This is a genomic window from Methyloglobulus sp. (genome assembly GCF_964779595.1).
Genome location: NZ_CBAROL010000003.1, coordinates 60,264 through 84,186, shown reverse-complemented (window position 1 = coordinate 84,186; position 23,923 = coordinate 60,264). Strand labels below are relative to the sequence as shown.

26 protein-coding genes are annotated in these 23,923 nt (G+C 45.9%); 9 read left to right on the top strand and 17 right to left on the bottom strand.

Annotation, left to right across the window (positions count from 1 at the left end):
* Positions 1-74: 74 nt before the first annotated feature.
* Entirely contained in the window at positions 75-1,202 is a 1,128-nt protein-coding gene (locus AC1YY3_RS02335; protein WP_481822874.1) for a sodium ion-translocating decarboxylase subunit beta, read from the top strand.
* 65 nt (positions 1,203-1,267) lie between these two features.
* Here the strand turns inward: AC1YY3_RS02335 and AC1YY3_RS02330 are convergent, their stop codons facing one another.
* The 12 genes from AC1YY3_RS02330 to AC1YY3_RS02275 all read right to left on the bottom strand — a co-directional run bounded on the left by AC1YY3_RS02330 (position 1,268) and on the right by AC1YY3_RS02275 (position 11,016).
* Positions 1,268-1,801 carry a copper resistance protein NlpE gene (locus AC1YY3_RS02330; protein ID WP_481822875.1) on the bottom strand — a complete coding sequence of 178 codons (534 nt, stop codon included), beginning with the start codon at positions 1,799-1,801 and terminating at the stop codon, positions 1,268-1,270.
* Positions 1,802-2,125: 324 nt separating this feature from the next.
* The gene (locus AC1YY3_RS02325) at positions 2,126-2,383 is read right to left on the bottom strand and encodes a hypothetical protein (protein WP_481822876.1); all 258 of its coding nucleotides are present in this window, start codon (positions 2,381-2,383) and stop codon (positions 2,126-2,128) included.
* A gap of 336 nt (positions 2,384-2,719) precedes the next feature.
* Entirely contained in the window at positions 2,720-3,565 is an 846-nt protein-coding gene (locus AC1YY3_RS02320) for a restriction endonuclease (protein ID WP_481822877.1), read from the bottom strand.
* 241 nt (positions 3,566-3,806) lie between these two features.
* Positions 3,807-4,034, bottom strand: coding sequence for a hypothetical protein (locus tag AC1YY3_RS02315; protein WP_482194287.1), 228 nt, complete (start codon positions 4,032-4,034; stop codon positions 3,807-3,809).
* A 58-nt stretch (positions 4,035-4,092) separates the two neighbouring features.
* A complete protein-coding gene (locus tag AC1YY3_RS02310) occupies positions 4,093-5,190 on the bottom strand; it encodes a HupE/UreJ family protein (RefSeq protein WP_481822879.1) in 1,098 nt (365 codons plus the stop codon).
* A gap of 45 nt (positions 5,191-5,235) precedes the next feature.
* Entirely contained in the window at positions 5,236-5,886 is a 651-nt protein-coding gene (locus tag AC1YY3_RS02305; RefSeq protein WP_481822880.1) for a hypothetical protein, read from the bottom strand.
* Between the two features lie 48 nt (positions 5,887-5,934).
* Entirely contained in the window at positions 5,935-6,324 is a 390-nt protein-coding gene (locus AC1YY3_RS02300) for a copper resistance CopC family protein (RefSeq protein ID WP_481822881.1), read from the bottom strand.
* Positions 6,325-6,528: 204 nt separating this feature from the next.
* Positions 6,529-7,821 (bottom strand): citrate synthase, encoded by a 1,293-nt coding sequence (gltA, locus tag AC1YY3_RS02295; protein ID WP_481822882.1) that lies wholly within the window; start codon positions 7,819-7,821, stop codon positions 6,529-6,531.
* A 54-nt stretch (positions 7,822-7,875) separates the two neighbouring features.
* Entirely contained in the window at positions 7,876-8,526 is a 651-nt protein-coding gene (locus AC1YY3_RS02290) for a bifunctional 4-hydroxy-2-oxoglutarate aldolase/2-dehydro-3-deoxy-phosphogluconate aldolase (protein WP_481822883.1), read from the bottom strand.
* A gap of 100 nt (positions 8,527-8,626) precedes the next feature.
* On the bottom strand, positions 8,627-10,447 hold the full coding sequence (gene edd / locus AC1YY3_RS02285; protein ID WP_481822884.1) for a phosphogluconate dehydratase: 1,821 nt from the start codon (positions 10,445-10,447) through the stop codon (positions 8,627-8,629).
* Positions 10,448-10,502: 55 nt separating this feature from the next.
* Complete coding sequence (locus tag AC1YY3_RS02280) at positions 10,503-10,769, bottom strand: Txe/YoeB family addiction module toxin (RefSeq protein WP_481822885.1); 267 nt, start codon at positions 10,767-10,769, stop codon at positions 10,503-10,505.
* A 4-nt stretch (positions 10,770-10,773) separates the two neighbouring features.
* A complete protein-coding gene (locus AC1YY3_RS02275; protein ID WP_481822886.1) occupies positions 10,774-11,016 on the bottom strand; it encodes a type II toxin-antitoxin system Phd/YefM family antitoxin in 243 nt (80 codons plus the stop codon).
* Positions 11,017-11,467: 451 nt separating this feature from the next.
* On the opposite strand from AC1YY3_RS02275, the gene AC1YY3_RS02270 reads away from it, so the two are divergent.
* Positions 11,468-11,923, top strand: coding sequence for a hypothetical protein (locus AC1YY3_RS02270; RefSeq protein WP_481822887.1), 456 nt, complete (start codon positions 11,468-11,470; stop codon positions 11,921-11,923).
* Positions 11,924-11,966: 43 nt separating this feature from the next.
* On the opposite strand, the gene speD is transcribed toward AC1YY3_RS02270, so the two are convergent.
* Both speD and AC1YY3_RS02260 read right to left on the bottom strand, forming a co-directional pair.
* Entirely contained in the window at positions 11,967-12,782 is an 816-nt protein-coding gene (gene speD / locus AC1YY3_RS02265; protein WP_481822888.1) for an adenosylmethionine decarboxylase, read from the bottom strand.
* Positions 12,783-12,786: 4 nt separating this feature from the next.
* On the bottom strand, positions 12,787-13,203 hold the full coding sequence (locus AC1YY3_RS02260; RefSeq protein ID WP_481822889.1) for an OsmC family protein: 417 nt from the start codon (positions 13,201-13,203) through the stop codon (positions 12,787-12,789).
* Positions 13,204-13,340: 137 nt separating this feature from the next.
* Between AC1YY3_RS02260 and crp the strand changes: the two genes are divergently transcribed.
* Positions 13,341-14,003, top strand: a complete 663-nt coding sequence (crp, locus tag AC1YY3_RS02255; RefSeq protein ID WP_481822890.1) for a cAMP-activated global transcriptional regulator CRP — start codon at positions 13,341-13,343, stop codon at positions 14,001-14,003.
* Positions 14,004-14,018: 15 nt separating this feature from the next.
* Here the strand turns inward: crp and djlA are convergent, their stop codons facing one another.
* Positions 14,019-14,864, bottom strand: coding sequence for a co-chaperone DjlA (djlA, locus tag AC1YY3_RS02250; RefSeq protein WP_481822891.1), 846 nt, complete (start codon positions 14,862-14,864; stop codon positions 14,019-14,021).
* Positions 14,865-14,976: 112 nt separating this feature from the next.
* Between djlA and AC1YY3_RS02245 the strand changes: the two genes are divergently transcribed.
* A complete protein-coding gene (locus AC1YY3_RS02245; RefSeq protein WP_481822892.1) occupies positions 14,977-15,870 on the top strand; it encodes a phosphoribosylaminoimidazolesuccinocarboxamide synthase in 894 nt (297 codons plus the stop codon).
* Between the two features lie 14 nt (positions 15,871-15,884).
* On the opposite strand, the gene radC is transcribed toward AC1YY3_RS02245, so the two are convergent.
* A complete protein-coding gene (gene radC, locus AC1YY3_RS02240; protein WP_481822893.1) occupies positions 15,885-16,559 on the bottom strand; it encodes a RadC family protein in 675 nt (224 codons plus the stop codon).
* 60 nt (positions 16,560-16,619) lie between these two features.
* On the opposite strand from radC, the gene coaBC reads away from it, so the two are divergent.
* The 5 genes from coaBC (at position 16,620) to argB (ending at position 22,850) form a co-directional block, all read left to right on the top strand.
* Complete coding sequence (coaBC, locus tag AC1YY3_RS02235; RefSeq protein WP_481822894.1) at positions 16,620-17,843, top strand: bifunctional phosphopantothenoylcysteine decarboxylase/phosphopantothenate--cysteine ligase CoaBC; 1,224 nt, start codon at positions 16,620-16,622, stop codon at positions 17,841-17,843.
* Entirely contained in the window at positions 17,824-18,279 is a 456-nt protein-coding gene (gene dut, locus AC1YY3_RS02230) for a dUTP diphosphatase (RefSeq protein WP_481822895.1), read from the top strand. Before coaBC ends, dut begins: the two co-directional genes overlap by 20 nt.
* Positions 18,280-18,305: 26 nt before the next feature.
* Complete coding sequence (locus tag AC1YY3_RS02225; protein WP_481822896.1) at positions 18,306-19,250, top strand: hypothetical protein; 945 nt, start codon at positions 18,306-18,308, stop codon at positions 19,248-19,250.
* A 146-nt stretch (positions 19,251-19,396) separates the two neighbouring features.
* Complete coding sequence (locus AC1YY3_RS02220) at positions 19,397-21,928, top strand: phosphomannomutase/phosphoglucomutase (RefSeq protein ID WP_481822897.1); 2,532 nt, start codon at positions 19,397-19,399, stop codon at positions 21,926-21,928.
* Positions 21,929-21,956: 28 nt separating this feature from the next.
* The gene (argB, locus tag AC1YY3_RS02215; RefSeq protein WP_481822898.1) at positions 21,957-22,850 is read left to right on the top strand and encodes an acetylglutamate kinase; all 894 of its coding nucleotides are present in this window, start codon (positions 21,957-21,959) and stop codon (positions 22,848-22,850) included.
* 22 nt (positions 22,851-22,872) lie between these two features.
* Here argB and AC1YY3_RS02210 read toward each other — a convergent pair whose 3' ends face one another.
* The gene (locus AC1YY3_RS02210; protein WP_482194286.1) at positions 22,873-23,871 is read right to left on the bottom strand and encodes a DUF4124 domain-containing protein; all 999 of its coding nucleotides are present in this window, start codon (positions 23,869-23,871) and stop codon (positions 22,873-22,875) included.
* Positions 23,872-23,923 lie beyond the last annotated feature (52 nt).

Here is a 23,923-nt window from a genome sequence, read left to right as displayed (position 1 = left end):
ATCCCAGCCTTCCCCCTCAAGGGAGAAAGGGTGGTCATTTGAAACCATAACGGATTAAACTTTAAAAGACACAAATGGAAAACCTACTTTCACTGTGGCATAGCACTGGACTTTATAACTTCACTGGCGGTCAGGCGTTTATGATGCTGGTCGGTTTTGTGTTGCTGTACCTCGCCATCAGCAAAGGCTTTGAGCCGCTATTGTTATTGCCGATTGGATTTGGCGCAATCCTCAGCAATATCCCAGTCGCCGGTATCGCCGAAGAAGGCGGGCTTTTGTATTACCTGTATTTCGGCATAAAAATGGGGATTTTTCCCTTGTTGATTTTTATGGGTGTGGGCGCAATGACTGATTTCGGCCCCATGATAGCCAACCCTAAGACCTTACTTTTAGGTGCAGCCGCACAGTTTGGTATTTTCGCATCCTTGTTAGGTGCGTTAGCGCTCAACATCATCCCAGGTTTGGAGTTCAGCTTAAAAGATGCCGCAGCTATCGGCATTATCGGTGGTGCAGATGGGCCAACGGCGATTTATGTCGCATCAAAACTGGCCCCTGATTTATTGGGTGCGATTGCGGTGGCGGCTTATTCTTATATGGCTTTGGTGCCGCTAATCCAGCCACCGATCATGCGAGCTTTGACGACCGAAGACGAACGCAAGATTGAAATGCAGCAACTGCGTGATGTCAGTAAAGCCGAGAAAATCGTGTTTCCGTTAATGTTATTATTCTTATCCATCTTGTTATTACCATCTGCGACACCGTTAATCGGTATGTTTGCCTTGGGCAATTTAATGCGTGAAAGCGGCGTGGTGGAACGCCTAAGCAATACCGCACAAAATGAGCTTATCAACATCGTTACCATCTTTTTAGGCTTGTCGGTCGGCTCAAAACTCAGTGCCGAGGCGTTTTTACAAGTCAAAACTTTAGGAATCTTGGGGCTAGGCGCATGTGCCTTCGCCATCGGCACAGCAGCCGGTGTCATCATGGCGAAAATCATGAACCGATTCAGCAGCACCTTGATTAATCCATTAATCGGCGCGGCGGGTGTTTCCGCTGTACCGATGGCAGCACGGGTTGCCAACAAACTTGGTTTAGAAAGCAATCCCCATAACTTCCTATTAATGCACGCTATGGGGCCTAATGTTGCCGGGGTAATTGGATCTGCGGTGGCGGCGGGTGTTTTGTTAAGCCTTGTCAAATAATTGGGCAGGATGCTTAATATGTTGGTGCGTAAGACGAACATAGAAAACAACCTAAGCTATTGAATTTAATGTATATGAACCTCACGCGACTTTACCGTATCGCCACGGCGTAAAATATAGTCATCTTGATCGCCAGCCAGCTCTGAGCCATCCGCGTTAAGCTGGATAAGAGTACCTTCATCAACAATGCGGTACTGCCCAGACGCTGGCTTGTCTTTGGGCGTTAACACGACGGTACGCGTGTCGTCATTCCAGGTAAATTTGCCTTTTTCAAAAAACTCCCGTGACGATGGTTTTGCGGGCTGGGTCACCAACAGGTAATTATTATTGCGCTTTAAGGACAAAGTGATTTTGATGCCGCTGCAATCTTCTTCCTTGCAGGGAAAATACCCGTAATAAATACCCCGAAAATCAGGCCCCTTATCCGCCATATTGGCATGACCTGCATGTTCTCCCTGTTGCAAGGCCTCGCGTTGCCTAAGCAGCTTGTCTTGCATTTGCTTATCTGACTCCGCCACAGCAGGGTTAACAGCAGAAAGTATTATGTTAACCAAGATTAAAGTCAGATAAGGTGTTATTTGGTGTTTTAGTGGTTTCATATAAACACTTCTATTATTGGGTTGGTTAGTAATCGGTTAAGTGAGTTCATTGTATTCTCGAAAGGTTAATATTGGTAGGGTGCGTTTTACGCACCAAAATTAATATGATTGTTTGGTGCATGGAATGCATCCTGGACGACTTATAAAAACCCGTTCGTCCTGAGCTTGTCGAAGGATGAACACAATAATGTGTCGCTAGCGCGACGGATTGTTTAAATGCCAGTTCCCGCACTGGCGGGCGGGATACTTTCTTTTGCTTCGCCAAAAGAAAGTATCCAAAGAAAAGGCGACCCGATGCCGCTTGCTTCCTGCGCTCTGACGGTTTTATCGGGGTTTGCTGGAAGGGACTTCCTGTCCCTCCAGCAAAGCACGGCATCGGCAATTGCTCCTGCATTGCCCTACCTCCTGCATCCATGCAGTCGTCCCTGCCGTGCCCCTACGGGCTATTCCCGATAAAACCGCCAGTGCTCGGCGCGGCATACGGGAATGGGTGATTTCCTTAGCATTGTAGGGTGGATTAGACGCGCAAAATCCCGTAGCTTTCAGATAAGCAAAGACTTTCCGCGCGTCGTAATCCACCATGTCGAAGTCCACCACACTCGGCGGGTTACGCCGCGCATAAACGAAAGCGGTTGTTTAAACATAGTGCATTTGCGCGGCTAACCGCGCCCTACAACTAACCCGCCGTACGAGGTACAATCAACCCACCGTACGAGGTGCCGCACCCCTAAACGGGCTATTCCCGCCAAAACTTCCGGTACTCGGCGCGGCATAACGGGATAATGGGAGGAAGCCGTAGGTTGCGGGTTAACTTGTGAAACCTTTATGCCCTGTGGGTGCAACAAATATAAATATCGGTGCCATGTTGGGGTTCGTTCTTCACCCCACCAGGCTACCAGGCTTTTACGGTGAAGAATATCAATTGAAGCCTTTAAAAAATTCATAGTCGATCTCGAATACAATTACAGGTTTTAGTCCTAAATGATGCTTTTCAAATAATTCAACCAATCTATCACCATCTATTAATTCAATCGGGGTAACGCCGTCGCGACTCGCTTCATTTTTGGCTTCTTTTGTAAATCTCCCCGTTGTAATTATTAGACCTTTTTCTCCTCTCCCTTGCATAGCGCCTCGAAAATCTCGAACATGATGGGGTGAAACAGTTTCTTTATATCTTTTGCATTGAAATACAATATTCAGACTAACAACATCATTTAATTTGACTATGCCTTTTCCGTCAATGCCTTGATCGCCTGAACCTCCAGTAATGGTTATATCATTTATGCCTATTTCTGTTAAAAGCCTTTTACATAATTTTTCAAATCCAACCGCAGGTAGACCCTGAATTAAGTTTAATAAACTAATTGTATGCACTTCATCTTCAGTTGATGTATCTTCAAACTTCAAGTCTGATTTTTTTGGTGAAACTGTGGGGGATTTTTTTACACTTTCTTGTACACCTTTAAATAAAGAGTAAATGTCATCATCAGTAAGTTTTTTTTCTAATGCATCATTAGTCAACCTCCAAATCCCTCTTTCAGAATTATCGATTAAGCCAGCTTTAAACAAATAAAACCTTGCCCAATTGATTTGGTTTCTGACCCTGGATTGTCCGTTGGAAGTAGATTCCTCTAATTCGTCATCAGAAATTCCGAGTGATTCTACGACCTGCTCTATTACATTTGATGAATTGCCTGCACCACCATTTGCTTGAAGAGTTGTCAAAACTGGATTTATGTATTTTAAAAATTCTGGCCCTTTCATGATGTCGTTTTTTTTGTCGCGTAGGGTGCGTAAACGCACCCTACATTTAAAAATCCCCCGACTCCCGTAATGCCGCGCGCCGAGCATCAGGGCCGTAGGTACGATTAGCGATAGCTTAATCGTACGCATGAGTTTTGTTTATTACATTCCTCCGATTACGCTATCGCTAATCGGAGCTACGTGGGTTATGGCAATATCCCTATCCCGTATGCCGCGCCGAGCATCGGAGCATTTATCGGGACTAGCCCGTTAGGGGTGCGGCAAGGATGCCGCACTTTGCCAGAAGGACATGGATGTCCTTTCTGGCAAACCCCGATAAAACCGTCAGAACGCAGGAAGCAAGCAGCATCGGGGTCGCCTTTTCTTTGGATACTTTCTTTTGGCGAAGTAGAGACGCAAAGCATTGCGTCTCTACAAGTCCGTGGGTACGAGAACCCACATTAAAATAACCGTCGCGGTAGCGCGACACCTTATTAACCCCTCACCCTAACCCTCTCCCTCAAGGGGAGAGGGAACAAAAATGACTGTTAACTCAATATAGTCCGCTCCAACAGCCAATACCCCCCCGCCAAACAAGTCAATACAGAACCCACCGGCACCAAATACTTGCTTATCTTTTCCTTACCATGCAACCACCAAATCAACGGTAAAACAACCGATGCGACGGTAATCTGCCCCAGTTCCACGCCCAGGTTGAAGGAAAACAACGGCACTAAAATGCCCGTTTCGATGGACGAAATACCCATTTCCCGGAGAACGCCCGCAAAGCCGAAGCCGTGGATTAGACCGAAGAAAAAGGTGAGGATGCAGCGTTGCTTGGTGGTTACTTTGTCTTTCCTGACGATGTTTTCCAGGCCGACATAGACGATAGTGGCGGCAATCAGCGGCTCGACGATGGTGCTGGGAATATTGACGATATTCATCCCCGCCAAGGCCAGGGTAATGGAATGGGCGATGGTGAAGAAGGTGATGATTTTAATTGCCGGCCAAAAACTGCGGGTGACGACGAGCAAGGAAAACAAGAACAACAGGTGATCGTAGCCGGTGAGGATATGCTCCACGCCCAGCTTGAGAAAATCAATAAAAGTTGAGGTGGGATGGTTTTCTGTTGGTGATGCGGCGTTATTTTTTAAATTTATGTCAAGGGTGTTGGATTTTTGGGTTAGCAACTTTTTGCCTAATTCGCGACCCGCTGCGTCTCTGATTGTGACGTATTGCTTGTGGTCTGTCGGGAGTTTGCTCAGTAATTTAGACTGAATGCCAATTGATGTTAACGGTTTGCCCAGATATTGTAATTCGACTGTAGTATTGTTTTGGTTATCGAAATTTACTTTGCTCGCTAACGTAGCTTGGGTTTCTTTGCCATCAATCAGTATTGTTAGTTCACTGTTGACAAATCTAACAATACGGTGAGTTGCCTTACCTAGTTCGTCATCTGTTACTTCGGCATCGCCATCGCTGTCCATTGGCACAAAGGCTTCGATGTCTTGAACGGCAAAGGTTATTTTAGCGTCCAGGCCATTGGGTTTGATAGTCAAATCCGCCGAGCTAAGGCCGGGCGGATGTGCAAAGCTGATTTGCAATTGGATGAGCAGAAAAATAATACTGATTATTCTAATAACCATGCCACCTCCTATTTTTAGTGTTCATCTATTGTCGCTTTTGCAAAATTAGGGGTTGTTGCGTCTACGCATAAAGCGAAATGCCACGAAACTAATCAATGCTAAACCGAGTATGCTAGCAATGCCAATGGTCATATAAGTGCCTATCGGTTTTGCATCAGGATCAACACCAACATGCAGCGGAATTCTGAGCTTGTCTTCATCTGATATGGCTTCTTCGCCACCTACCATCAGGTAAATCGCGTAATAGCCTTTTTTGTCCAGTTGTGCTTGGGCTTCTACTGCGCCGCGCGGATAGAGTTTGGCGGGAATTTCGGCAATCGTGCGGATATCTTTGAAGTTTTCAGCCTTACTTTCATAGCCACCTAAAAATTCTTGTTCCACAACCCGAATGCCAATTGGTGTTTGTCTTAACTCTTCACCAACCACATCGGCGGTAAAATAACCCATACCGGTGGTCGGTATGTCTTTGCAGAATGACCGGAACAGGGCTTTTTTGTCATTTGCGGACATTTTTACGTCATCAACAGGTGGTTTGACGTAGGCACTAAAATAGACGGCGTAGAAGTCAGTTGCAACTAGGCAACCGACTGTTGCTTTGGTCATCACTTGAGAAGGATTGTCGTTGTAGCCAGGACTTTCGCAGGCTGTTAATAGCAGGGTGCTGATAAGCAATAAGCTGGGTAAAAGTGATTTCATGTCGTGGTGAGCCTCATTAGTAGACGGTCTGTTGCTGTTGACAATATATCAGGGCGTTTTTATAGTGAATTTGAATTTGCCCGTGACGATATGGGTGTCTAAAGAGACAACTCGGTAACGCACGTTGTACGTACCTGGCGGTAGTTGCGGAATGGTGACGTACAGATGCGATTGATCGAAGGTCTCCTGTGCAGCATCTTTGTTATCGACGCGTTTGCCAGTATTATCAATAACAGCGAGTGCTTTATATTCGCTACCTACCTTATCGTTAAACCACACATCCACTTGTTTGGGGGACTCGGCAATCGTGCTATCTACGACAGGTTGCGATTTCACCATAATGGCGTGGGCAAACACGGGTATGGGTAAGATCAAGCTTGCCAACAGCACCAGACCTAACAATGGTTTATCCGTAAAAATGATGTCGCGTAGTGTCATTAGTCTGTACCAGAAAAAGTGTGTGATTGAGTAATAGAACAACGCACATTATATAACTGATAGCGGGGATGGGCAGTAAAACTTGGTATTTCCGTGCTATGTAGCGGAAATCACTTGCGATTGACCAGGCAGTCTGACGGGTGTTATTGGGGTAGGCGCAATGCCTACCACTTAGGAGGACAGCTTCTGTTTTTTAGATGTTGCTCAATTGCCTTGTACTGGCACATCTCTGCGTGTTTGCCCCGTATACAACTGCCTAGGCCGTCCGATTTTTTGGTCGGGATCGGCAATCATCTCATCCCAGTGCGCTACCCAGCCTACGGTACGTCCCATCGCAAAAATGGCGGTGAACATTTTGCTGGGGATGCCGAGGGCATGGAGGACGATGCCGGAATAATAATCGACGTTAGGGTAGAGTTTTTTGGCGATAAAGTAGTCGTCTTCCAGGGCAATCCGCTCCAATTCCAACGCCAGTTTGAACAGTTTATCATCGTGCAAGCCCAGTTCAGTCAGGACTTCATGGCAGGTTTCGCGCATTAATTTGGCGCGAGGATCGTGGTTTTTATAAACGCGATGCCCAAAACCCATCAAGCGGAACGGGTCATTTTTGTCTTTTGCTTTGTCGATATATTGCCCAATCCGCGATACATTATCAATTTCAATCAACATATTCAGTACGGCTTCATTCGCACCGCCGTGCGCTGCACCCCATAAACAGGCGATTCCAGCAGTGATGCAAGCAAATGGATTGGCTCCACTGGATCCTGCCAAGCGTACGGTGGAAGTCGAAGCATTCTGCTCGTGGTCGGCATGGAGTATCAAGATCCTGTCCAATGCCTTAACCAGCACGGGGTTTGGTACGAATTCATCACACGGCGTAGCCAACATCATTCGCATGAAGTTTTCGACATAATTCAGCTTGTTTTTTGGATAGATGAAGGGCGATCCCGTGCTGTATTTGTGGCACATGGCAACAATCGTCGGCACTTTGGCAATCAGGCGAATAGCGCATATATTACGGTCTACCTTGGAGCGAATGTCCATCGCATCGTGATAAAACGCAGATAACGCACCGACCACACCCACCATAATCGCCATTGGATGGGCATCACGGCGAAAGCCTCTAAAAAACAGGTTTACTTGGTCATGCACCATCGTATGCATGGTAACTTGATGTTCAAACTCAGTTAATTCGGTTTTATCGGGCAATTCTCCGCGTAACAACAGGTAGCAGACTTCCAAAAAAGTGCAGCGTTCCGCAAGCTGTTCGATAGGATAGCCACGATACAGCAGCACACCAGCTTCACCATCGATAAAAGTGATAGCCGAGCGGCAACTGGCGGTGGAGGTAAAGCCAGGGTCAAAAGTAAACATACCTGTTTGTTTATACAGGCTTTGCACATCCAATACATCAGGCCCAGTGCTGCCAGATAATACCGGTAATTCGCACAAGGGTTTATTGTCGTCAGTCAATGTAAGGCTGCGGGGATCGGTCATGGAGTCACTCTCAGTCTGGGATTAGTTTTAGATTACCATAATGCCCGTAAAATGCTAAACCCGAATGACATCTGAGATGGCTTTTTGTGCCAGTTCGGTCACTTTAGCCCAATTTTTTTCATTGACGACAGCTTGCGGTGCTAACCAAGAACCACCGACGCAAGCCACATTCGGTAATTGCAGATAGTCATTATAGTTTCCAGGAGAAATACCACCCGTGGGACAGAATGTAATCTGCGGGAAAGGTCCTGAAATGGCTTTTAACAGAGGGATTCCACCTGCCGCTTCGGCTGGGAAGAATTTGAAATGGTCAAGCCCGTATTCCATACCCAGCATCAGTTCAGATAAGGTCGCAATGCCCGGTATTAGTGCAATATTGCCTTTGTTTGCAGCACTTAATAAGGTAGCTGTTATACCTGGGCTGATAGCAAATACTGCCCCTGCATCTTCTGCGGCTTGTAATTGCTGAGGGTTAGCGATAGTGCCGACACCCACGATGGCATCGTTAACCTCTTGGCTAATTAGCCTTATTGCTTCCAATGCGATTGGCGTACGTAAGGTGATCTCCAAGACTTTAATGCCCCCCGCCACCAATGCCCTGGCTAAAGGTACGGCATCGTCGAGATTTTGGATAACCATTACAGGCATCACAGGGCAAGCATTTAGTACGTCTTTGGGTTGGATTTTCCAGTTGTTTTTGTTCATAAGCTCAAGGTTATAAGTAGGAGGCTAAAGGCACAAGGCGAAAGGCTCAAAACAGCATCTGCTTGGTTTTGTTTCGCCTTTCGACTTGTACCTGTGTATTTTAATCAACGAGAAATAGGTTAGAAGCCCCCGTCTCGGCAGACGAAGCTCCCAGCCGGAAACCGCCAAACATCTCCCGCCCCATGCCATAGTGGTGGTTTTTGGCTGAATTGGGCCAAGGAATACGAGCGTTAAACTCAGCTTCGTCTACCAACGCGTTGATATCGCCCGTTTGCAAATTCATAGTTATGATATCGCCATTACGCACTTTGGCTAATGACCCACCGACTTCACATTCAGGACAAAGATGGATGACAGAAGGCACTTTCCCTGATGCGCCGGACATACGTCCGTCTGTGACTAGCGCCACCTTAAAACCCCTGTCCTGTAAAACTCCTAAAGGCGGTGTTAGTTTGTGCAGTTCTGGCATCCCGTTAGATCGAGGGCCCTGAAACCGGAGTACGGCAACAAAATCTTTTTCCAGCTCGCCACGTTTAAAAGCTGCCAGAAAATCTTCCTGGTCATCGAACACCACAGCGGGTGCTTCGACGATTTGGTGGTCTTCGGAAACCGCCGACAGTTTGGAGATACCGCGCCCTAAATTACCGTGCATCACATGCAAGCCACCACCAGTAGCAAACGGTTGTTGAACCGTGCTTAACACTTCCTTATCTAAGGAAGCGGAAGGCACAGGTTGCCAAACCAGCTTATCGTCAATTATTTTGGGTTCTTGTGTATAACTGTTTAAACCACGTTTATCTGCGACGGTGATGGTATCTTCATGTAACAAGCCGTTTTTCAATAACTCAGCAATCAATACGCCCATACCGCCAGCCGCGTGGAAGTGGTTAACATCGGCAGGGCCGTTGGGGTAGATTTTGGCAATCAATGGAACGGCCTTGGATAGCCTGTCAAAATCGTCCCAATTGAGGACGATACCCGATGCACGGGCAATTGCGATCAAGTGCATGGTGTGATTGGTTGAGCCACCCGTCGCCAACAAGCCGATGACGGCATTGATAATGGCTTTTTCGCTTACCATGTGTGCGATAGGACGGTAATCGTTACCTAAGGCAGTAAATTTCAAAACTTGTTTAGCCGCCGCTTTGGTCAACTCATCCCGCAACGGCGTGTAAGGATTGACGAAAGAACTACCGGGCAAATGCAAGCCCATGATTTCCATCATCATTTGGTTACTGTTGGCTGTGCCGTAAAATGTGCAGGTGCCGGGGCTGTGGTAAGAAGCGGATTCGGCTGCCAGCAGTTGTTCCCGACCAATTTTACCAACAGCGTAATCTTGCCGTGCACGGGCTTTTTCTTTGTTGGTGATGCCGCTGGGCATGGGGCCGGCAGGTACGAACACGGCGGGTAAATGACCGAAACTCAACGCACCAATCAGCAAACCCGGTACGATCTTGTCGCATACGCCCAGATACAAAGCACCATCGAACATATTGTGACTCATGCCGATTGCTGTGGTCATGGCGATCAAATCCCGGCTGAACAGCGACAATTCCATGCCCGGTTGGCCTTGGGTAATCCCGTCGCACATCGCAGGTACACCTCCTGCGACCTGTGCAACACCACCTGCTTCCTTGATCGCCGCCTTAATTAAATCGGGCGCATCCTTGTAAGGTTGGTGTGCCGACAACATATCGTTGTAGGAGGTGATAATGGCGATATTCGCTTTTTGACTACCCCTTAAGTCGGTTTTTTCGCCGGGGCTACACGCCGCAAAGCCGTGGGCTAAATTGCCACAGCCCATACCAGACCGGATCGGGCCGTTTTTGGCGATGCCATCTATGTACTTAAGATAAGCAGAGCGAGTTGGATGGCTGCGTTCAATGACTTCTTGGGTGACTTTTTCTATGATCGGGTGCATGGCTTCGTTCTCTATTTTGATAATCAATATCTACGGCACGTGTTAGGCAAAATACTCACTCATACTGCGTCCACAATCTTAGCACTTTCACGATTTTTTCATCTTCTAACACTTGGTACACTAATTTATGTTGAATGTTAATTCGCCGAGAATACGCGCCAGCTAAATCGCCTATTAGCTTTTCATAAGGCGGTGGATTTTGAAATGGATATTCTGCGACGATTCCTAACAACTGCAAAGCCTTATCTTTAAGCCCAACCGCGTTTAAATTTTTGGCATCTTTTTGCGCTGCTTTGGTGTAAAGCAGTTGGTATTGCGGCATTGCCTTACCAATCTAACTGACTTGAAAGCTCGCTTGCAGACGTATTCATGCCTTCACGAATCGATTCACGCATATTAGGAATCGACACCAAAAACAACGTTTCTTGAATGGCAGACCAATCTTCTTGCGAAATTAACACCGCATTGCCGCGCTTGCCAGTAATTACCACAGGCTGATGCGAACTGCTAGCCTCGTCTATTAAGCGATAAAGATTAGTGCGGGCGGCACTGGCAGATAATGTTTGCATGATTTTTACCTAAGGTTTAGCAATATAGTTAGGCTAAAGTACGTTATATCGTACGTTTAATCAAGTTTATTTTGTGCGGAATGTTATATGTTATTTCCGTAGGCTAGGTTGAGGTACGAAACCCAGCACAGTCAATGATAGCTGGGTTTACCAACCCACGGGCTGACCGCATTCCAGCTTTCATAGCTATGTAGCACAAGGGATCTATCCAGAAAGTTGGGGCAATGAAATCGAATTGCCGGACATTACGGCAAGGGAATGACGCGAACGATGGGTTCGTACCTCACCGCATCCACCGGAAAACAACCAATGTGACGGCTTTGACACCTTTGTGGACGCTCACCAAGTTAGGTTAATTGCACTATCCAATATTTTATAGCTTGGGGCATTAAGACTAATTTCAAGCATTATGCGGTTATAATCAGCAGTCCAAAATCAAGGGAGTGTCAGTTTGAAAATTGAAAAAAACGCGCTTTTACCGCATTGGATTGTTGTCGGTATGATGTTGCTGACGTTGATGATTTACCTGTTCATCTGTTACCAATTTGGTCATGAGTTGCAAGAACCTTTGCCAGAAGAACGGCGAGTAGTATTCAGGACAAGCTTTTATATCATTGCCATTGTCGCTTTTCCGATAACCAATTTAATCCGCCATATCCAACTTCGCTTAAACCAAACCATGCCAGGCAATAAATCGGCAAAAAGCCGGTATTTGCTGACCGTTATTGTCTCGATGCTGTTAGTTGAAAGCGTTGGGTTGCTGGGTTTCGTGATGTTTATGTTGGGCGATGATTTTAATACCCTATACATATTTTTGGGGCTTTCGGCTTTAGGCCTATACCTTTACAGACCTAAGCAGGATGAATATGAACGGATTGTTAATGCGTTAGCGGATTGGAAGGCGTAATTTAACCAGATCATCCCATTTACAATTGTCAACATTGAAACCTTTACGGTGCTGAATCCGCCACTTTAATTTTTTGGCGGCGGTAATTATGCCCGTAAAAAATTTCGGTTACTTCTCTGTGCAACTTTTTTTCGATTTCGACCTTTTGTTCTTCCGATAAATTGCTTTCTTTTTCGAATAAATAATTCTCAAGTTCGGTCTCTTTGAGCATCATTTTGGTGTGAAAAATGTTTTCCTGGTACACATTGACATCAATCATCTGATAATCTTCTTGTGTGTCTTTGGCAATATAGTTTTGTATTGAGGTAATATTGTGATCTATAAAGTGTTTTTTTCCGGTTATATCGCGGGTAAAACCACGTACTCGGTAATCCATAATCACAACATCAGACTCAAAACGGTGGATCAGGTAATTCAGGGCTTTTAATGGCGAAATCCGACCACAGGTAGACACGTCAATATCTGCACGAAAGGTGCTGATACCGCTGTCGGGATGGCTTTCAGGATAAGTGTGGACGGTGATATGGCTCTTATCCAGATGCGCGAGGACGGTTTCAGGCAATGGCCCTGGGGTCTGGCTGTTCATATTGGCCGGTGGTGCAACATCGCCTTCGGAAATCAGCATGGTGACGCTAGCACCCTGCGGATCATAATCTTGAAGAGCAATATTCAGGATTTGTGCGCCAATAATATCGGCAACATCCTTGAGAATTTGTGTCAATCTATCGGCGTTATAAGCCTCATCAATGTATTCGATATAGGCTTGCTGTTGCTCCGCAGGGGCGTAGCAAATATCATAAATATTGAAACTTAATGACTTGGTCAGGTTATTAAAGCCGTGCAACTGCAATTTATTCAACGCATTAAACCTCGATTACTTCAAAATCATGGGTGATGTCCACTGCCTTACCCAGCATGATTGAGGCAGAGCAATACTTTTCCGCAGACAATTTAACCGCTCGCTCGACCGCAGCCGCTTTTAAATCCTTGCCACTAACAATAAAATGCAGGTGTATCTTGCTGAACACACTGGGAATGGCATCGACTCGTTCTGCGGTAACTTCGGTCACGCAGTCAGTTACATTGTTCCTACCTTTCTGCAAAATCTGCACAACATCAATTGATGAACACGAACCTACGCCGAGTAACAGCAATTCCAGAGGACGGATACCCATATTTCGACCACCGTGGTCGGGTGGGCCATCCATGACGATGGCGTGGCCACTACCGGTCTCGCCAACAAACATCATGCCATCCACCCACTTTATTGTTGCCTGCATGGTCTAGCCTGTATGAAAAAATGACGCATAGGGTAGCATAGAATTACTGCATGATAGAGCATCGATGTGGTTTTTTTTGCTAGACTGTATACGGTTATGCAAATTTATAACCTTACTTATTTTGGATGGTAATCATTATGACCGTTACGCCGCACGAAGAACCTTATAAGAAAGTGATGGAACTGTTGCTGCATTATTGCCACGTAAAGACTTATCCCCCGAAAACCATCGTATTCAGGCCAGGCGATTTGGGTGACCGATTGCACTATATTGTCGATGGCTCTGTCAGTATTAGCGTGGAAAATGAAGATGCGGATAATGACCAGGAACTGGTGCTGGCCTATCTCAATAAGCATGATTTTATTGGCACGATTGGCGTTTTCAAAGGTTCCGAAACCCGTAATGTGACGATAATGACCCGTACCCAATGCCAATTGGCGGAAATAAGTTACTTGCGTTTCCAACAGGTACTCAGGAAAGAACTGTTGGAGTACGCCCCCGATATACTCCTTATGATGGGAGAACAACTGGCTGGACGACTGTTAAAAACCAGCAGGAAATTCAGTGATTTGGCTTTTATGGATGTCGAAGGACGCATTGCCCGTGCCTTGTTGGACTTATGCCAAGAACCCGATGCCATGACCCATCCCAAGGGTATGCAACTGTACATCACCCGTCAGGAAATTGGCCGTATTGTGGGTTGCTCAAGGGAAATGGCCGGACGGGTTATGAAAGAAATGGAAGATAAGGGCCTAATTTCCGCACATGGCAAGACGATTGTGGTGTTCGGTACGCGTTGAGGTCTTTGATTGTATTCATTTTTTCCTGGATTGCTGGACGGTTTCATAAGCCTTGGTGATTTTTTGGGTTTTTTCCTTGGCAAGTTTCATCATTTCCTCCGGCAAACCTTTTGCCACCAGCTTGTCAGGATGGTTTTGGCTCATTAAGCGGCGATAGGCTTTTTTGACTTCCTCATCACTGGCTGATGAGGTCAAGCCCAGCACTTCGTAAGCATCTTGCAAGCTGGATTGTTCTCGGCGGTAGGGTTGTTGGTGTTGACGTTGCCGTTGGTATTGACCCTGATCTTGGTATTGATAATCACGATTTTGAAAGCGTTGCTGGGCAAGCACCCGCATTTTCAAGCGTTCGTAGTCAAAATGGGAGACTCGAAGTTGACTGCATATATGTAGCAACAGCTTTTCTTCTTTGCTATCCATAGCCCCATCTGCCAAGGCTTCCTGGATTTGAATTTCCAGAAACATGCGAATAAGGTCGGTACGACGATGACATTCCTGGTAAAACTGGGCTAACACGTCATCCAAGGGAAAGTTCGCATTTTTCCCTTGTTCAAAAAGGTTAATTGCCGTGGTTCGCATTTCACCAGAAATGGACATTTGATCCATAATCCGATTCGCCAACGATATTTCTTCCGGTGAAATCCGCCCATCTGCTTTAGCAATATGCCCCATCACCGAAAAGGTGGCGGTAAAAAACGCCATTTGCACACGGTGCTGGTCGCCTGGTCTAAGCGATTCGATATTTTCCATGCGTATCATGCCAATATCGAATTGATGGCCCAAGGATGCACCCAAAATTGCGCCTAATGGCCCACCCAGCATAAAACCAAACGCACCGCCTATAAATTTGCCCAACCAACTCATCAACACCTGTCCTGCTTACGCCGTAAATAATGCTAAAATCACACCTAAGGTATCTGCCCTAATCATTCTATCTTGCTTAAAGTTCACAACACTACTAATTAATTGAGGTTTCATGAACGCTCCAGAAGCGCTGTTTCAATCAAACTTACCATCATTAACACTGCGTGCGCGGGGTAAAGTACGGGATATTTACCATGTTGACGACCACCACATGCTGATCGTAGCAACAGACAGGCTGTCCGCGTTTGACGTTATCTTGCCAGACCCAATCCCTGGTAAAGGGCTGATGTTAACCCGTATTTCTAACTTCTGGTTTGACAAGCTAAGCCATATCATACCTAATCATTTGGCTACGATTCCCTTATCCGACATTGTGCCTGATGCCGCCGAACGCGCACAAATTGAAGGTCGTGCCACCGTAGTGAAATTGCTGAAACCCTTGCCCGTTGAGGCCATAGTACGCGGTTATCTTATCGGTTCTGGCTGGAAAGATTACCTTAACTCCGGTGCTGTGTGCGGTATTGCCTTGGCTAAAGGCTTGCAGCAAGCACAGCAATTGCCGGAAGCTATCTACACGCCCTCCACCAAAGCTGCGGCAGACCAGCATGATGAAAATGTTTCTTTTGAACAAACAGTCGTATTATTGGGGCAAAATCTGGCAGAACAAGTGCGCGACACCAGTTTAAAGCTCTACAAAGAAGCCGCTGAATACGCCAGAGAACGCGGCATTATCATTGCTGATACCAAATTTGAGTTCGGTGTCGATGAGGAAGGCGTGCTACATGTGATCGATGAAGTATTAACGCCGGATTCATCGCGGTTCTGGCCGGCAGACCAGTACCAGGTTGGCATCAGCCCACCCAGCTTCGACAAACAGTATGTCCGCGATTACCTGGAAACCCTGGATTGGGACAAAACCGCGCCTGGGCCGCATTTGCCGCCGGAAGTGCTGGCGCATTGTGCCGCTAAATATCGAGAAGCAGAAGCTGTTTTGACGGGAAGCTGAGTCAATCAAAGCAATCAAATCAAACCATGCTCGGCAAACGAATACGGTTCTCCATCACCAATAATGAAATGATCCAATACCCTAATATCAAACAACGCCAAGCCTTGTCTGAGTTTATCGGTGATGTACTTGTCGGCTGGGCTGGGTTCAGCAATGCCGGAAGGGTGGTTATGGGCAAAAATGACGGCAGCGGCATTGTGGTGCAACGCCAGTTTGGCAACTTCCCTGGGATAAACGCTAGCAGCGTCTATTGTGCCACGGAATAGTTCGTTCAATTCGATGACGCGGTTTTGGTTGTCGAGAAACAAACAAGCAAACACTTCATAATTATAGCCGCGCAATTGAGCACTGAGGTAAGCGCGGGTAATGTCTGGGCTGCTTAAGACATCGCCGCGTTGCAATGACTCTTTAAAATGGCGTTTTGCCATTTCCAATACGGCCTGTAACTGGGTATATTTGGCTTCTCCTAGGCCGTGACCTAGGCAAAACTGGTGTTGATCAGCACTGAGCAAGGCTTTCAACGAGCCGAAATGATCGAGTAACTCACGAGCCAAATCGACCGCCGACTTCCCCGTTGTGCCGGTTCGTAAAAATATGGCGAGCAGTTCAGCATCCGTCAACGCACTGGGTCCACGCCTTAACAGTTTTTCCCGTGGCCTGTCATCCGCAGGCCAATCTTTGATAGCCATCACAATTCCAGCAAATAAAACTTAAGCATAGAAGAATTTGTCTATACTTGCCATTACGTTGTGACCGTAAAAAATTTGGAAACTCCCATTAAAAAACACGTTTTATTGGCTATTTGCGGCGGAATCGCTGCCTATAAGTCTGCTGAATTAGTCAGATTATTACGCAAACAAGGCTGTGACGTGCGGGTAGTGATGACCCATTCCGCACGGGAATTTGTCAGTCCTTTGACTTTCCAAGCCTTATCGGGTAATCCGGTGCATACGGAATTGCTTGATATTGATGAAGAAAATGCGATGGGGCATATCAATCTGGCGCGTTGGGCAGATGTTGTAATTATTGCTCCCGCTACCGCAAACACGATTGCGAAATGCGCACACGGTTTGGCGGATGATTTAGTATCTACCTTATTCCTGGCTGCCACTTGCCCTATTTTTATGACTCCTGCCATGAATCAAGCGATGTGGAATAAGACGATAACCCAAGACAATATCCGAAAACTGGAAAGTTATGGAATCAGCTTTATTGGCCCGAATGCTGGCGATCAAGCTTGTGGCGAGACGGGTTATGGGCGCATGGCAGAACCTGCTGAAATATGTCGACACTTATTGGCGGAGTCAAAAACGGGCGTTCTACAGGGTGTTAAGGTGTTAATCAGCGCAGGTCCAACGCGGGAATACATTGATCCCGTGCGTTACATCACCAATCGAAGTTCTGGAAAAATGGGCTACGCACTTGCCCGTGCCGCATTGCAGGCTGGGGCAAATGTAACTTTGGTAAGTGGGTCAGTTAATTTAGCTGCACCGACTAATCTTGAACTTGTGCAGATAGAAACTGCCGCGCAAATGTATACTGCGGTGCTTTCCCATGCGGGTAACAACGATATTTACATAGGCGCAGCCGCTGTTGCCGATTACAGTCCAGTCGCGATGGAAACAGCCAAAATCAAGAAACATACCGAGCAAACCAGCCTAATTTTGCATCAAACGAAAGATATATTAGCCGAGGTCGCGCGATTACCTAATGCACCGTTTACCGTCGGTTTTGCGGCGGAAACCAATGATCTTCATGCTTATGCACAAGAAAAACTGCGTAAAAAGAATGTCGATATGATCGCCGCCAACTGGGTAGGTCAGGAACAAGGCGGTTTCGATAGCGAACAAAATGCCTTGGAAGTATTCTGGGATAACGGCCACGCATCCTTTGCGATGATGGATAAAAACCCATTGGCTAAACTGCTTATCAACCTAATTGCAACAAGATTTAATGAAAAAAATAGAATTTAAAATTCTGGACAGCCGCATCGGTAACGAAATTCCCTTACCGGAATATGCCACATCCGGTTCCGCCGGATTGGATTTGAGGGCTTGCTTGACGGAAGCAACGGAATTGAAACCAGGAGAAACTCTGCTAATTCCGACGGGTCTTGCTATCCATATAGGCGATCCTCATGTTGCCGCCATCATCTTGCCAAGATCAGGTTTAGGTCATAAACACGGCATCGTCCTAGGTAATTTGGTGGGTTTGATCGACTCCGATTACCAAGGTCAGCTTTTTGTGTCCTGCTGGAATCGCGGTAATACCGCGTTCACCATCAACATCGGCGAGCGGATTGCCCAAATGGTGTTTGTGCCAGTCGTGCAAGTCGAGCTGGAGCAAGTGAAAGATTTTGATGAAAGCACCCGTGCAGAGGGTGGTTTCGGTCATACGGGTCGGCTTTAAATGATTTTTTTGGTAGAGGGTTATTAATGGAACGGTTAGTTGCCACATTAGCATTGATTTGTGTCTTAATGGTTATATTTGCGGGTTCTGGGGCTTTTATCTTATCCAATATATTTATCTCGCAATCAAAAGTGGACGCGGTTTCTGCGACCACCAAGGGCGTAGCTATTACGCTGTCTGAACAGGTAAGTCTGCTTGACAGCATTTTAGATAAAATGGCGCAAGATCCTGAAATTATCAATGCAGTTGCCCAAAATAATCCTAAATTGTTGGCAAATGCTGAAAAAAGACTCAGCGAACATTTCCCAGGCATCTTGTCCATAAAATTCGTATTGCCAGAAGCTAGAGACCCCAGCAAATCGACCACCACAGGGATGAGTTTTGCCGATCTTGATATTGTCAGAAAAACCTTTGAAAAAAACCAACCAACTGCCGTTCAGGGCGATATGGGTGCAGATAGACATCTGGCTATTGCCCGCAAAATCATGCAAAATAACGCGGTCGTAGGCGTGGTTTTGGCAGGTGTGAGTTTTGATTTTATTGGTAGAATACTGTCCGCAACTCCAATAGAAAAAGGCTATATCGAGTTAAGGCAAGATAAGCTGGTGTTGGCATCCACAGGTGAAAAAGTCGATGCAGAAGACCTTGATAATGATCCAGTTAAAGTGCCAAATACCGAATGGGAACTTTATTACGACAACAGCAGTTCATCTGGCGTAATTGAATTTTCACTGATGTTTGCTGTGGTTTTAATACCGGCTTTGGTGGTGACATTAGGTTTTGTCATGGGCTACCGGAAGCTGTCTGATTTATTTGTGCAAGACATGTCCTGGCTTACTAAGGCATTTAAAGATATTTTGACAGAAAAGCCATTAGGCGATTATCCGGTTAAACTAGGTGAAACGCGTAGCCTTATCTCAACATTGGCACAATTTAAACGGGTCGTAAACGACAAGTGGTTTGAAATGTGAAAACCACAGAGAGACCTTGGAACATGATAAGCTGTTGTTTCTAAGGACACAGTATTATATTTGAGCAGTCCAAAGGCTTTGAAAATCTGCCTGAGCGGCTAAAACAAGCAAGTCCTCACTAGCCAGACACTTTGATAGAGGTAAAAATGGAACGACTGTTCTCGATATTGACATTTATTGCCATCCTTATGATTTTGATAGCGGGAACTGGCGTTTATCTGTCATCTAAAATGGTAGTGACGCAAGCAAAAGAAGACGCAGCACTTGCTGCTGCTAAAGGGGTCGTGCAATCACTTAGTGACCAAATAAAACTGCTCGACGGCGCATTAGACAAAATGGCACAAGATCCCGATGTCATCGCGGCAGCTACCAGTAGCAACCCTGGCTCTTTAAGCGCGATGGCAGCACAGATTGAAAAATATTTTCCCGCTGCCAGGAAAATCAGATTATTACCCGTTGGCGTAATCGAATTAGACGAAGTCAACGTGCCCCGCATGGGTTACGGTGATCTCGATATGGTTAAAGCAACATTTCAGGATAATCCGCTACCTGCTATTCAGGGCGATGTTGGTCCAGATAGGCATCTCGCCATAACCCGACGAATTATGCAGGGCGACCAAACCGTGGGCGTTATTTTGGCGAGCTTAAGCTTTGATTTTATTAATCAAACTTTACAGGATGCGGCGATTAAAAATGGCTATATGGAGCTTCGGCAAGATAAGCTGTCATTATATAGTATTGGCGAAAAGAGCCAATCTGACGACGAAAACCTCAATAAAATCAATGTTGCAGGGACTAGTTGGGATCTGCATTATAGAGATCCCCATAGTGGCAGTTTTGGGCAATCTATCGTCACTTTCGGGTTTATCATCATTCCAGCTTTGTTCGCGTTGGCGGCTTTTTTTATTGCTAATCGACAATTTTCTGTACGCTTGGCGCAAGATCTGGATTGGATTGTAAAAGCATTCAAAGATATATTGGGGGACAAACCGCAAGGTAGTTATCCAGTCAGTTTGACGGGTGTGGATGTTGTTATTTCATCAATGGCCAGGCTTAAAAAAGAAGTTGAACATCAGGGGCTTAGTGCTATTTCTGGGGTTGATGATGATTTTGAATTGGAAGGTTATTTTCATGAACTTGGTCATCCTGAGCCAACAGCACAAAAAAATCTGGGTCATGCACCTTCGACACAAACTATAACAAGCTCAGGCATCGAAGTTATAGAACAAGAGGCTATTCCCGAAATTCCGGTAGTATCTACACCAGAGATCATCGAAAACAAACCAGAGTCCTCCAAAAAGTCCGACCAGAATTCGGTAATTTTCAGGGCTTACGACATTCGCGGCATCGTTGGCAAAACCCTAACTAAAGAAATCGTCTACGACATAGGTAGAGCTTTGGGGTCGGAATCCAAAGAATTAGGTTGTAAAACCGTGGTTGTTGGTCGAGATGGCAGAATATCAAGTCCTGAATTCGCAAATGCGTTGTCTCAAGGCATTATCGCAACGGGCTGCAATGTCCTGGATGTAGGTATGGTACCTACACCGGTATTGTATTTTGTAGCGCATCACACTGATGGTCGTACAGGCGTTATGATTACCGGCAGTCATAATCCAGCTGATTATAACGGCTTAAAGATGATGATCAAGGGCGAGACCTTGGCTGGAGAAAGAATACAGCAACTTAAGCAACGCATTGATAATAAAGCGTTTGCATCAGGTGAAGGCTCGATAGAACACAACGGCATGTTTGTGAATGAGTATATAGGCACTGTCTGCGAGGATATTCAGGTCACACGCGCCCTGAAAATCGTCCTGGATTGCGGTAATGGTGTCGCTGGTGAGCTCGGACCTTTACTCATGAGAGCATTGGGGTGTGAGGTCATTGAACTGTTCTGCGATATAGATGGCACATTCCCCAACCACCATCCAGATCCCAGCAAGCCTGAAAACTTGGCTGAATTAATCGCCGCAGTCACCCACTATAAAGCCGACTTGGGATTAGCATTCGATGGCGATGGCGACAGATTAGGTGTAGTCGATTCAAAAGGCAAAATTATCTGGCCGGATCGACAAATGATGTTGTTTGCCAAAGATGTGCTGGCTGGCAAACCAGGATCGGAAATTATTTATGATGTAAAGTGCAGCCGACATTTGCCGGATCAGATTGTCAAATACGGCGGCAAGCCCCTGATGTGGAAAACCGGGCATTCTTTTATGAAAGCCAAACTTAAAGAAACTGGCGCAAAATTAGCGGGTGAAATGAGCGGACATATTTTCTTTAACGACCGCTGGTATGGTTTTGATGATGCTTTATATTCGGCGGCACGACTGTTGCAAATACTGTCTGAAGATCACCGAACGAGCTCGGATGTGTTTGCCGAATTCCCCGATAGCATCAATACACCGGAGCTAAACGTTGAGTTAGCTGAAGGTGAAAATGTCAAGTTCATCGAAAGCCTGTTCGCTACCGCGAAATTCACGGGTGGAAAAATTACCGATATTGACGGTATGCGGATTGATTTTGAAAATGGGTGGGGATTGGTGCGAGCATCTAACACAACACCCTCGCTGGTTATCCGCTTTGAAGCTGATACTAAAGTCGATTTGGAAAATATTCAAGCGCAATTTCGAGATCTCATGCGTGAGGTAAAACCGGGCATCAAATTACCTTTTTAGCATTCTCAAGACCACACCAATTAGCACAATGGAACAAAGAACACCGCAACTGACTGCTGAAGTATTAATTGAAGCATTACCCTACATCCAACGCTTTAAGGGCAAGACAGTAGTCGTCAAATTCGGCGGCAATGCTATGGTTGACGAAGCCCTTAAAAACAGCTTTGCAAGGGATATTGTGTTGATGAAGTCGGTTGGATTGAATCCGATTGTTGTTCATGGTGGTGGACCTCAAATCGGTCAATTGCTAACAAAACTCGGTAAAACCTCAGATTTTGTCGATGGTATGAGAGTGACCGACAGCGAGACAATGGATGTGGTAGAAATGGTGTTAGGTGGTCTGGTTAATAAAGAAATCGTCAGCCTTATCAACAAAAATGGCGGTAAGGCGGTCGGTCTGACTGGCAAAGACGGCGATTTTATCCGCGCCAAAAAACTTCTTATTGAATCACGAAATACGCCGGATATTGAACAACCGGAAATCATTGACTTAGGGCATGTTGGAGAAGTCGCCAGCATCGACCCTGCGGTTGTCAATATGCTGGGTGGTAGCGACTTTATTCCCGTTATTGCACCGATAGGTGTAGGTGAAGACGGGCAATCTTACAATATCAATGCCGATCTGGTCGCGGGAAAAGTCGCCGAAATATTGAAGGCCGAGAAGCTGATTCTGTTGACTAACACCCCCGGTATTCTTGATAAGCAAGGCGAGTTATTGACTGGGTTAACCCTGAAAGATGTCGATAATTTGATTGCTGATGGCACTATTTCAGGTGGTATGATCCCCAAAACCCGCTGTGCTACTGATGCCATCAAGGGCGGTGTAAGTCGAGTACATATTATTGATGGCAGGGTGGAACACGCGGTATTGCTGGAGTTGTTCACCAACCAGGGTGTTGGTACGTTGTTGCTGAGTCGATAGTCTTGAACAGTTTGTAAGCCAACTAATCAGCTAAACTGGTTTCCAAATAGCGTTTGAAAGCAACTCTTATATCCTGAACTTTCTTGCTCGCGCATAATTCAACGCCAATAGATGAGTCACGGCAGCGGATGTCCAGGAAAAGCTTCTGTTTCCTATCACCCAGATCAATTTTGGAAATGGCCAAACTCAAATCATTATCCGTGTCGGGTGTTCGCCCCATAATCAACTTGGAAGAATCAATTTCAGGCTGGGTGCTATTGGACGATGTGGAATGTTTGCTAATAAAGTCACCCGCAATTTTCCAGGCTTTTTCACAATCTGCATCATTCTCACACACGTAAACGCCTAACTCATTGGCTGCTCGGATTTCTTCCTTCTGTTTCGCCATTCTTTGCTGTTCAGCCGACTGGGTTAATTGCTTATAACGGGCAATATCGGAATTGAATTGTTCGACCACCTTATTCTTTTTTTCGATGTGTTGGCTGATTTTAACGTAAGTGAGCTGGCTTTCTTTTTCAGTTACCTTAATTTCGTTCAGCAACTGTTGCGGAATTTTTTCACCATTTCTCTCATGGGTAGCCGCTTGCCGATGTTGGGTTTCCAACTGGTTATCCAAGCGTTTTAAATTGCTGATGGTTAGCTTTTGTTCCGTTTCCAGCTCTTGCAGCTTGGCATTGTAGCTGTTTTGCAAGTCCTCTAGTTTGTTGTAAGTCACTCGTAGCGCTTTATCATGGTACATCTGTTGGTTAATGACCTTTTCCTGCGCCTGTTTCAGAGCTGCCAGCAAATGATCAAGAGCTTCTTCAGACCTGGTTTTCGCCTTATCAGTGATTTCAACTACCCGTCCCTGCTTGCTTAGAGTTTCTCGACGAAGTTGTGAATGTTTTGGCGGTACTTGGTCAGAAAAATAGGTGTTACCTTTTTCATCCACCCATTTATACATCTTATTAGCATGTACAAGCTGACCGGAAAACAAGCCGAGGAAACAAGCCATAATAACAGTTGTTAATCTAATGCTCATGGTCATAAAAGGCAGATTCAAATCCAATAAAGTCAAACGATTATATGTCAGG

Excerpts from the sequence above, each read along its gene's own strand:
- dut (WP_481822895.1), top strand. The coding sequence starts at position 17,824 with ATGAAAAAAATAGAATTTAAAATTCTGGACAGCCGCATCGGTAACGAA.
- AC1YY3_RS02325 (WP_481822876.1), bottom strand. The coding sequence starts at position 2,383 with ATGGTGGATTACGACGCGCGGAAAGTCTTTGCTTATCTGAAAGCTACG.
- AC1YY3_RS02300 (WP_481822881.1), bottom strand. The coding sequence starts at position 6,324 with ATGACACTACGCGACATCATTTTTACGGATAAACCATTGTTAGGTCTG.
- djlA (WP_481822891.1), bottom strand. The coding sequence starts at position 14,864 with ATGAGTTGGTTGGGCAAATTTATAGGCGGTGCGTTTGGTTTTATGCTG.
- AC1YY3_RS02305 (WP_481822880.1), bottom strand. The coding sequence starts at position 5,886 with ATGAAATCACTTTTACCCAGCTTATTGCTTATCAGCACCCTGCTATTA.
- AC1YY3_RS02210 (WP_482194286.1), bottom strand. The coding sequence starts at position 23,871 with ATGAGCATTAGATTAACAACTGTTATTATGGCTTGTTTCCTCGGCTTG.
- gltA (WP_481822882.1), bottom strand. The coding sequence starts at position 7,821 with ATGACCGATCCCCGCAGCCTTACATTGACTGACGACAATAAACCCTTG.
- AC1YY3_RS02275 (WP_481822886.1), bottom strand. The coding sequence starts at position 11,016 with ATGCAAACATTATCTGCCAGTGCCGCCCGCACTAATCTTTATCGCTTA.
- AC1YY3_RS02225 (WP_481822896.1), top strand. The coding sequence starts at position 18,306 with ATGGAACGGTTAGTTGCCACATTAGCATTGATTTGTGTCTTAATGGTT.
- AC1YY3_RS02220 (WP_481822897.1), top strand. The coding sequence starts at position 19,397 with ATGGAACGACTGTTCTCGATATTGACATTTATTGCCATCCTTATGATT.
- AC1YY3_RS02280 (WP_481822885.1), bottom strand. The coding sequence starts at position 10,769 with ATGCCGCAATACCAACTGCTTTACACCAAAGCAGCGCAAAAAGATGCC.
- edd (WP_481822884.1), bottom strand. The coding sequence starts at position 10,447 with ATGCACCCGATCATAGAAAAAGTCACCCAAGAAGTCATTGAACGCAGC.
- AC1YY3_RS02260 (WP_481822889.1), bottom strand. The coding sequence starts at position 13,203 with ATGCAGGCAACAATAAAGTGGGTGGATGGCATGATGTTTGTTGGCGAG.
- AC1YY3_RS02310 (WP_481822879.1), bottom strand. The coding sequence starts at position 5,190 with ATGGTTATTAGAATAATCAGTATTATTTTTCTGCTCATCCAATTGCAA.
- AC1YY3_RS02320 (WP_481822877.1), bottom strand. The coding sequence starts at position 3,565 with ATGAAAGGGCCAGAATTTTTAAAATACATAAATCCAGTTTTGACAACT.
- AC1YY3_RS02245 (WP_481822892.1), top strand. The coding sequence starts at position 14,977 with ATGAACGCTCCAGAAGCGCTGTTTCAATCAAACTTACCATCATTAACA.
- AC1YY3_RS02335 (WP_481822874.1), top strand. The coding sequence starts at position 75 with ATGGAAAACCTACTTTCACTGTGGCATAGCACTGGACTTTATAACTTC.
- AC1YY3_RS02330 (WP_481822875.1), bottom strand. The coding sequence starts at position 1,801 with ATGAAACCACTAAAACACCAAATAACACCTTATCTGACTTTAATCTTG.
- AC1YY3_RS02290 (WP_481822883.1), bottom strand. The coding sequence starts at position 8,526 with ATGAACAAAAACAACTGGAAAATCCAACCCAAAGACGTACTAAATGCT.
- radC (WP_481822893.1), bottom strand. The coding sequence starts at position 16,559 with ATGGCTATCAAAGATTGGCCTGCGGATGACAGGCCACGGGAAAAACTG.
- argB (WP_481822898.1), top strand. The coding sequence starts at position 21,957 with ATGGAACAAAGAACACCGCAACTGACTGCTGAAGTATTAATTGAAGCA.
- crp (WP_481822890.1), top strand. The coding sequence starts at position 13,341 with ATGACCGTTACGCCGCACGAAGAACCTTATAAGAAAGTGATGGAACTG.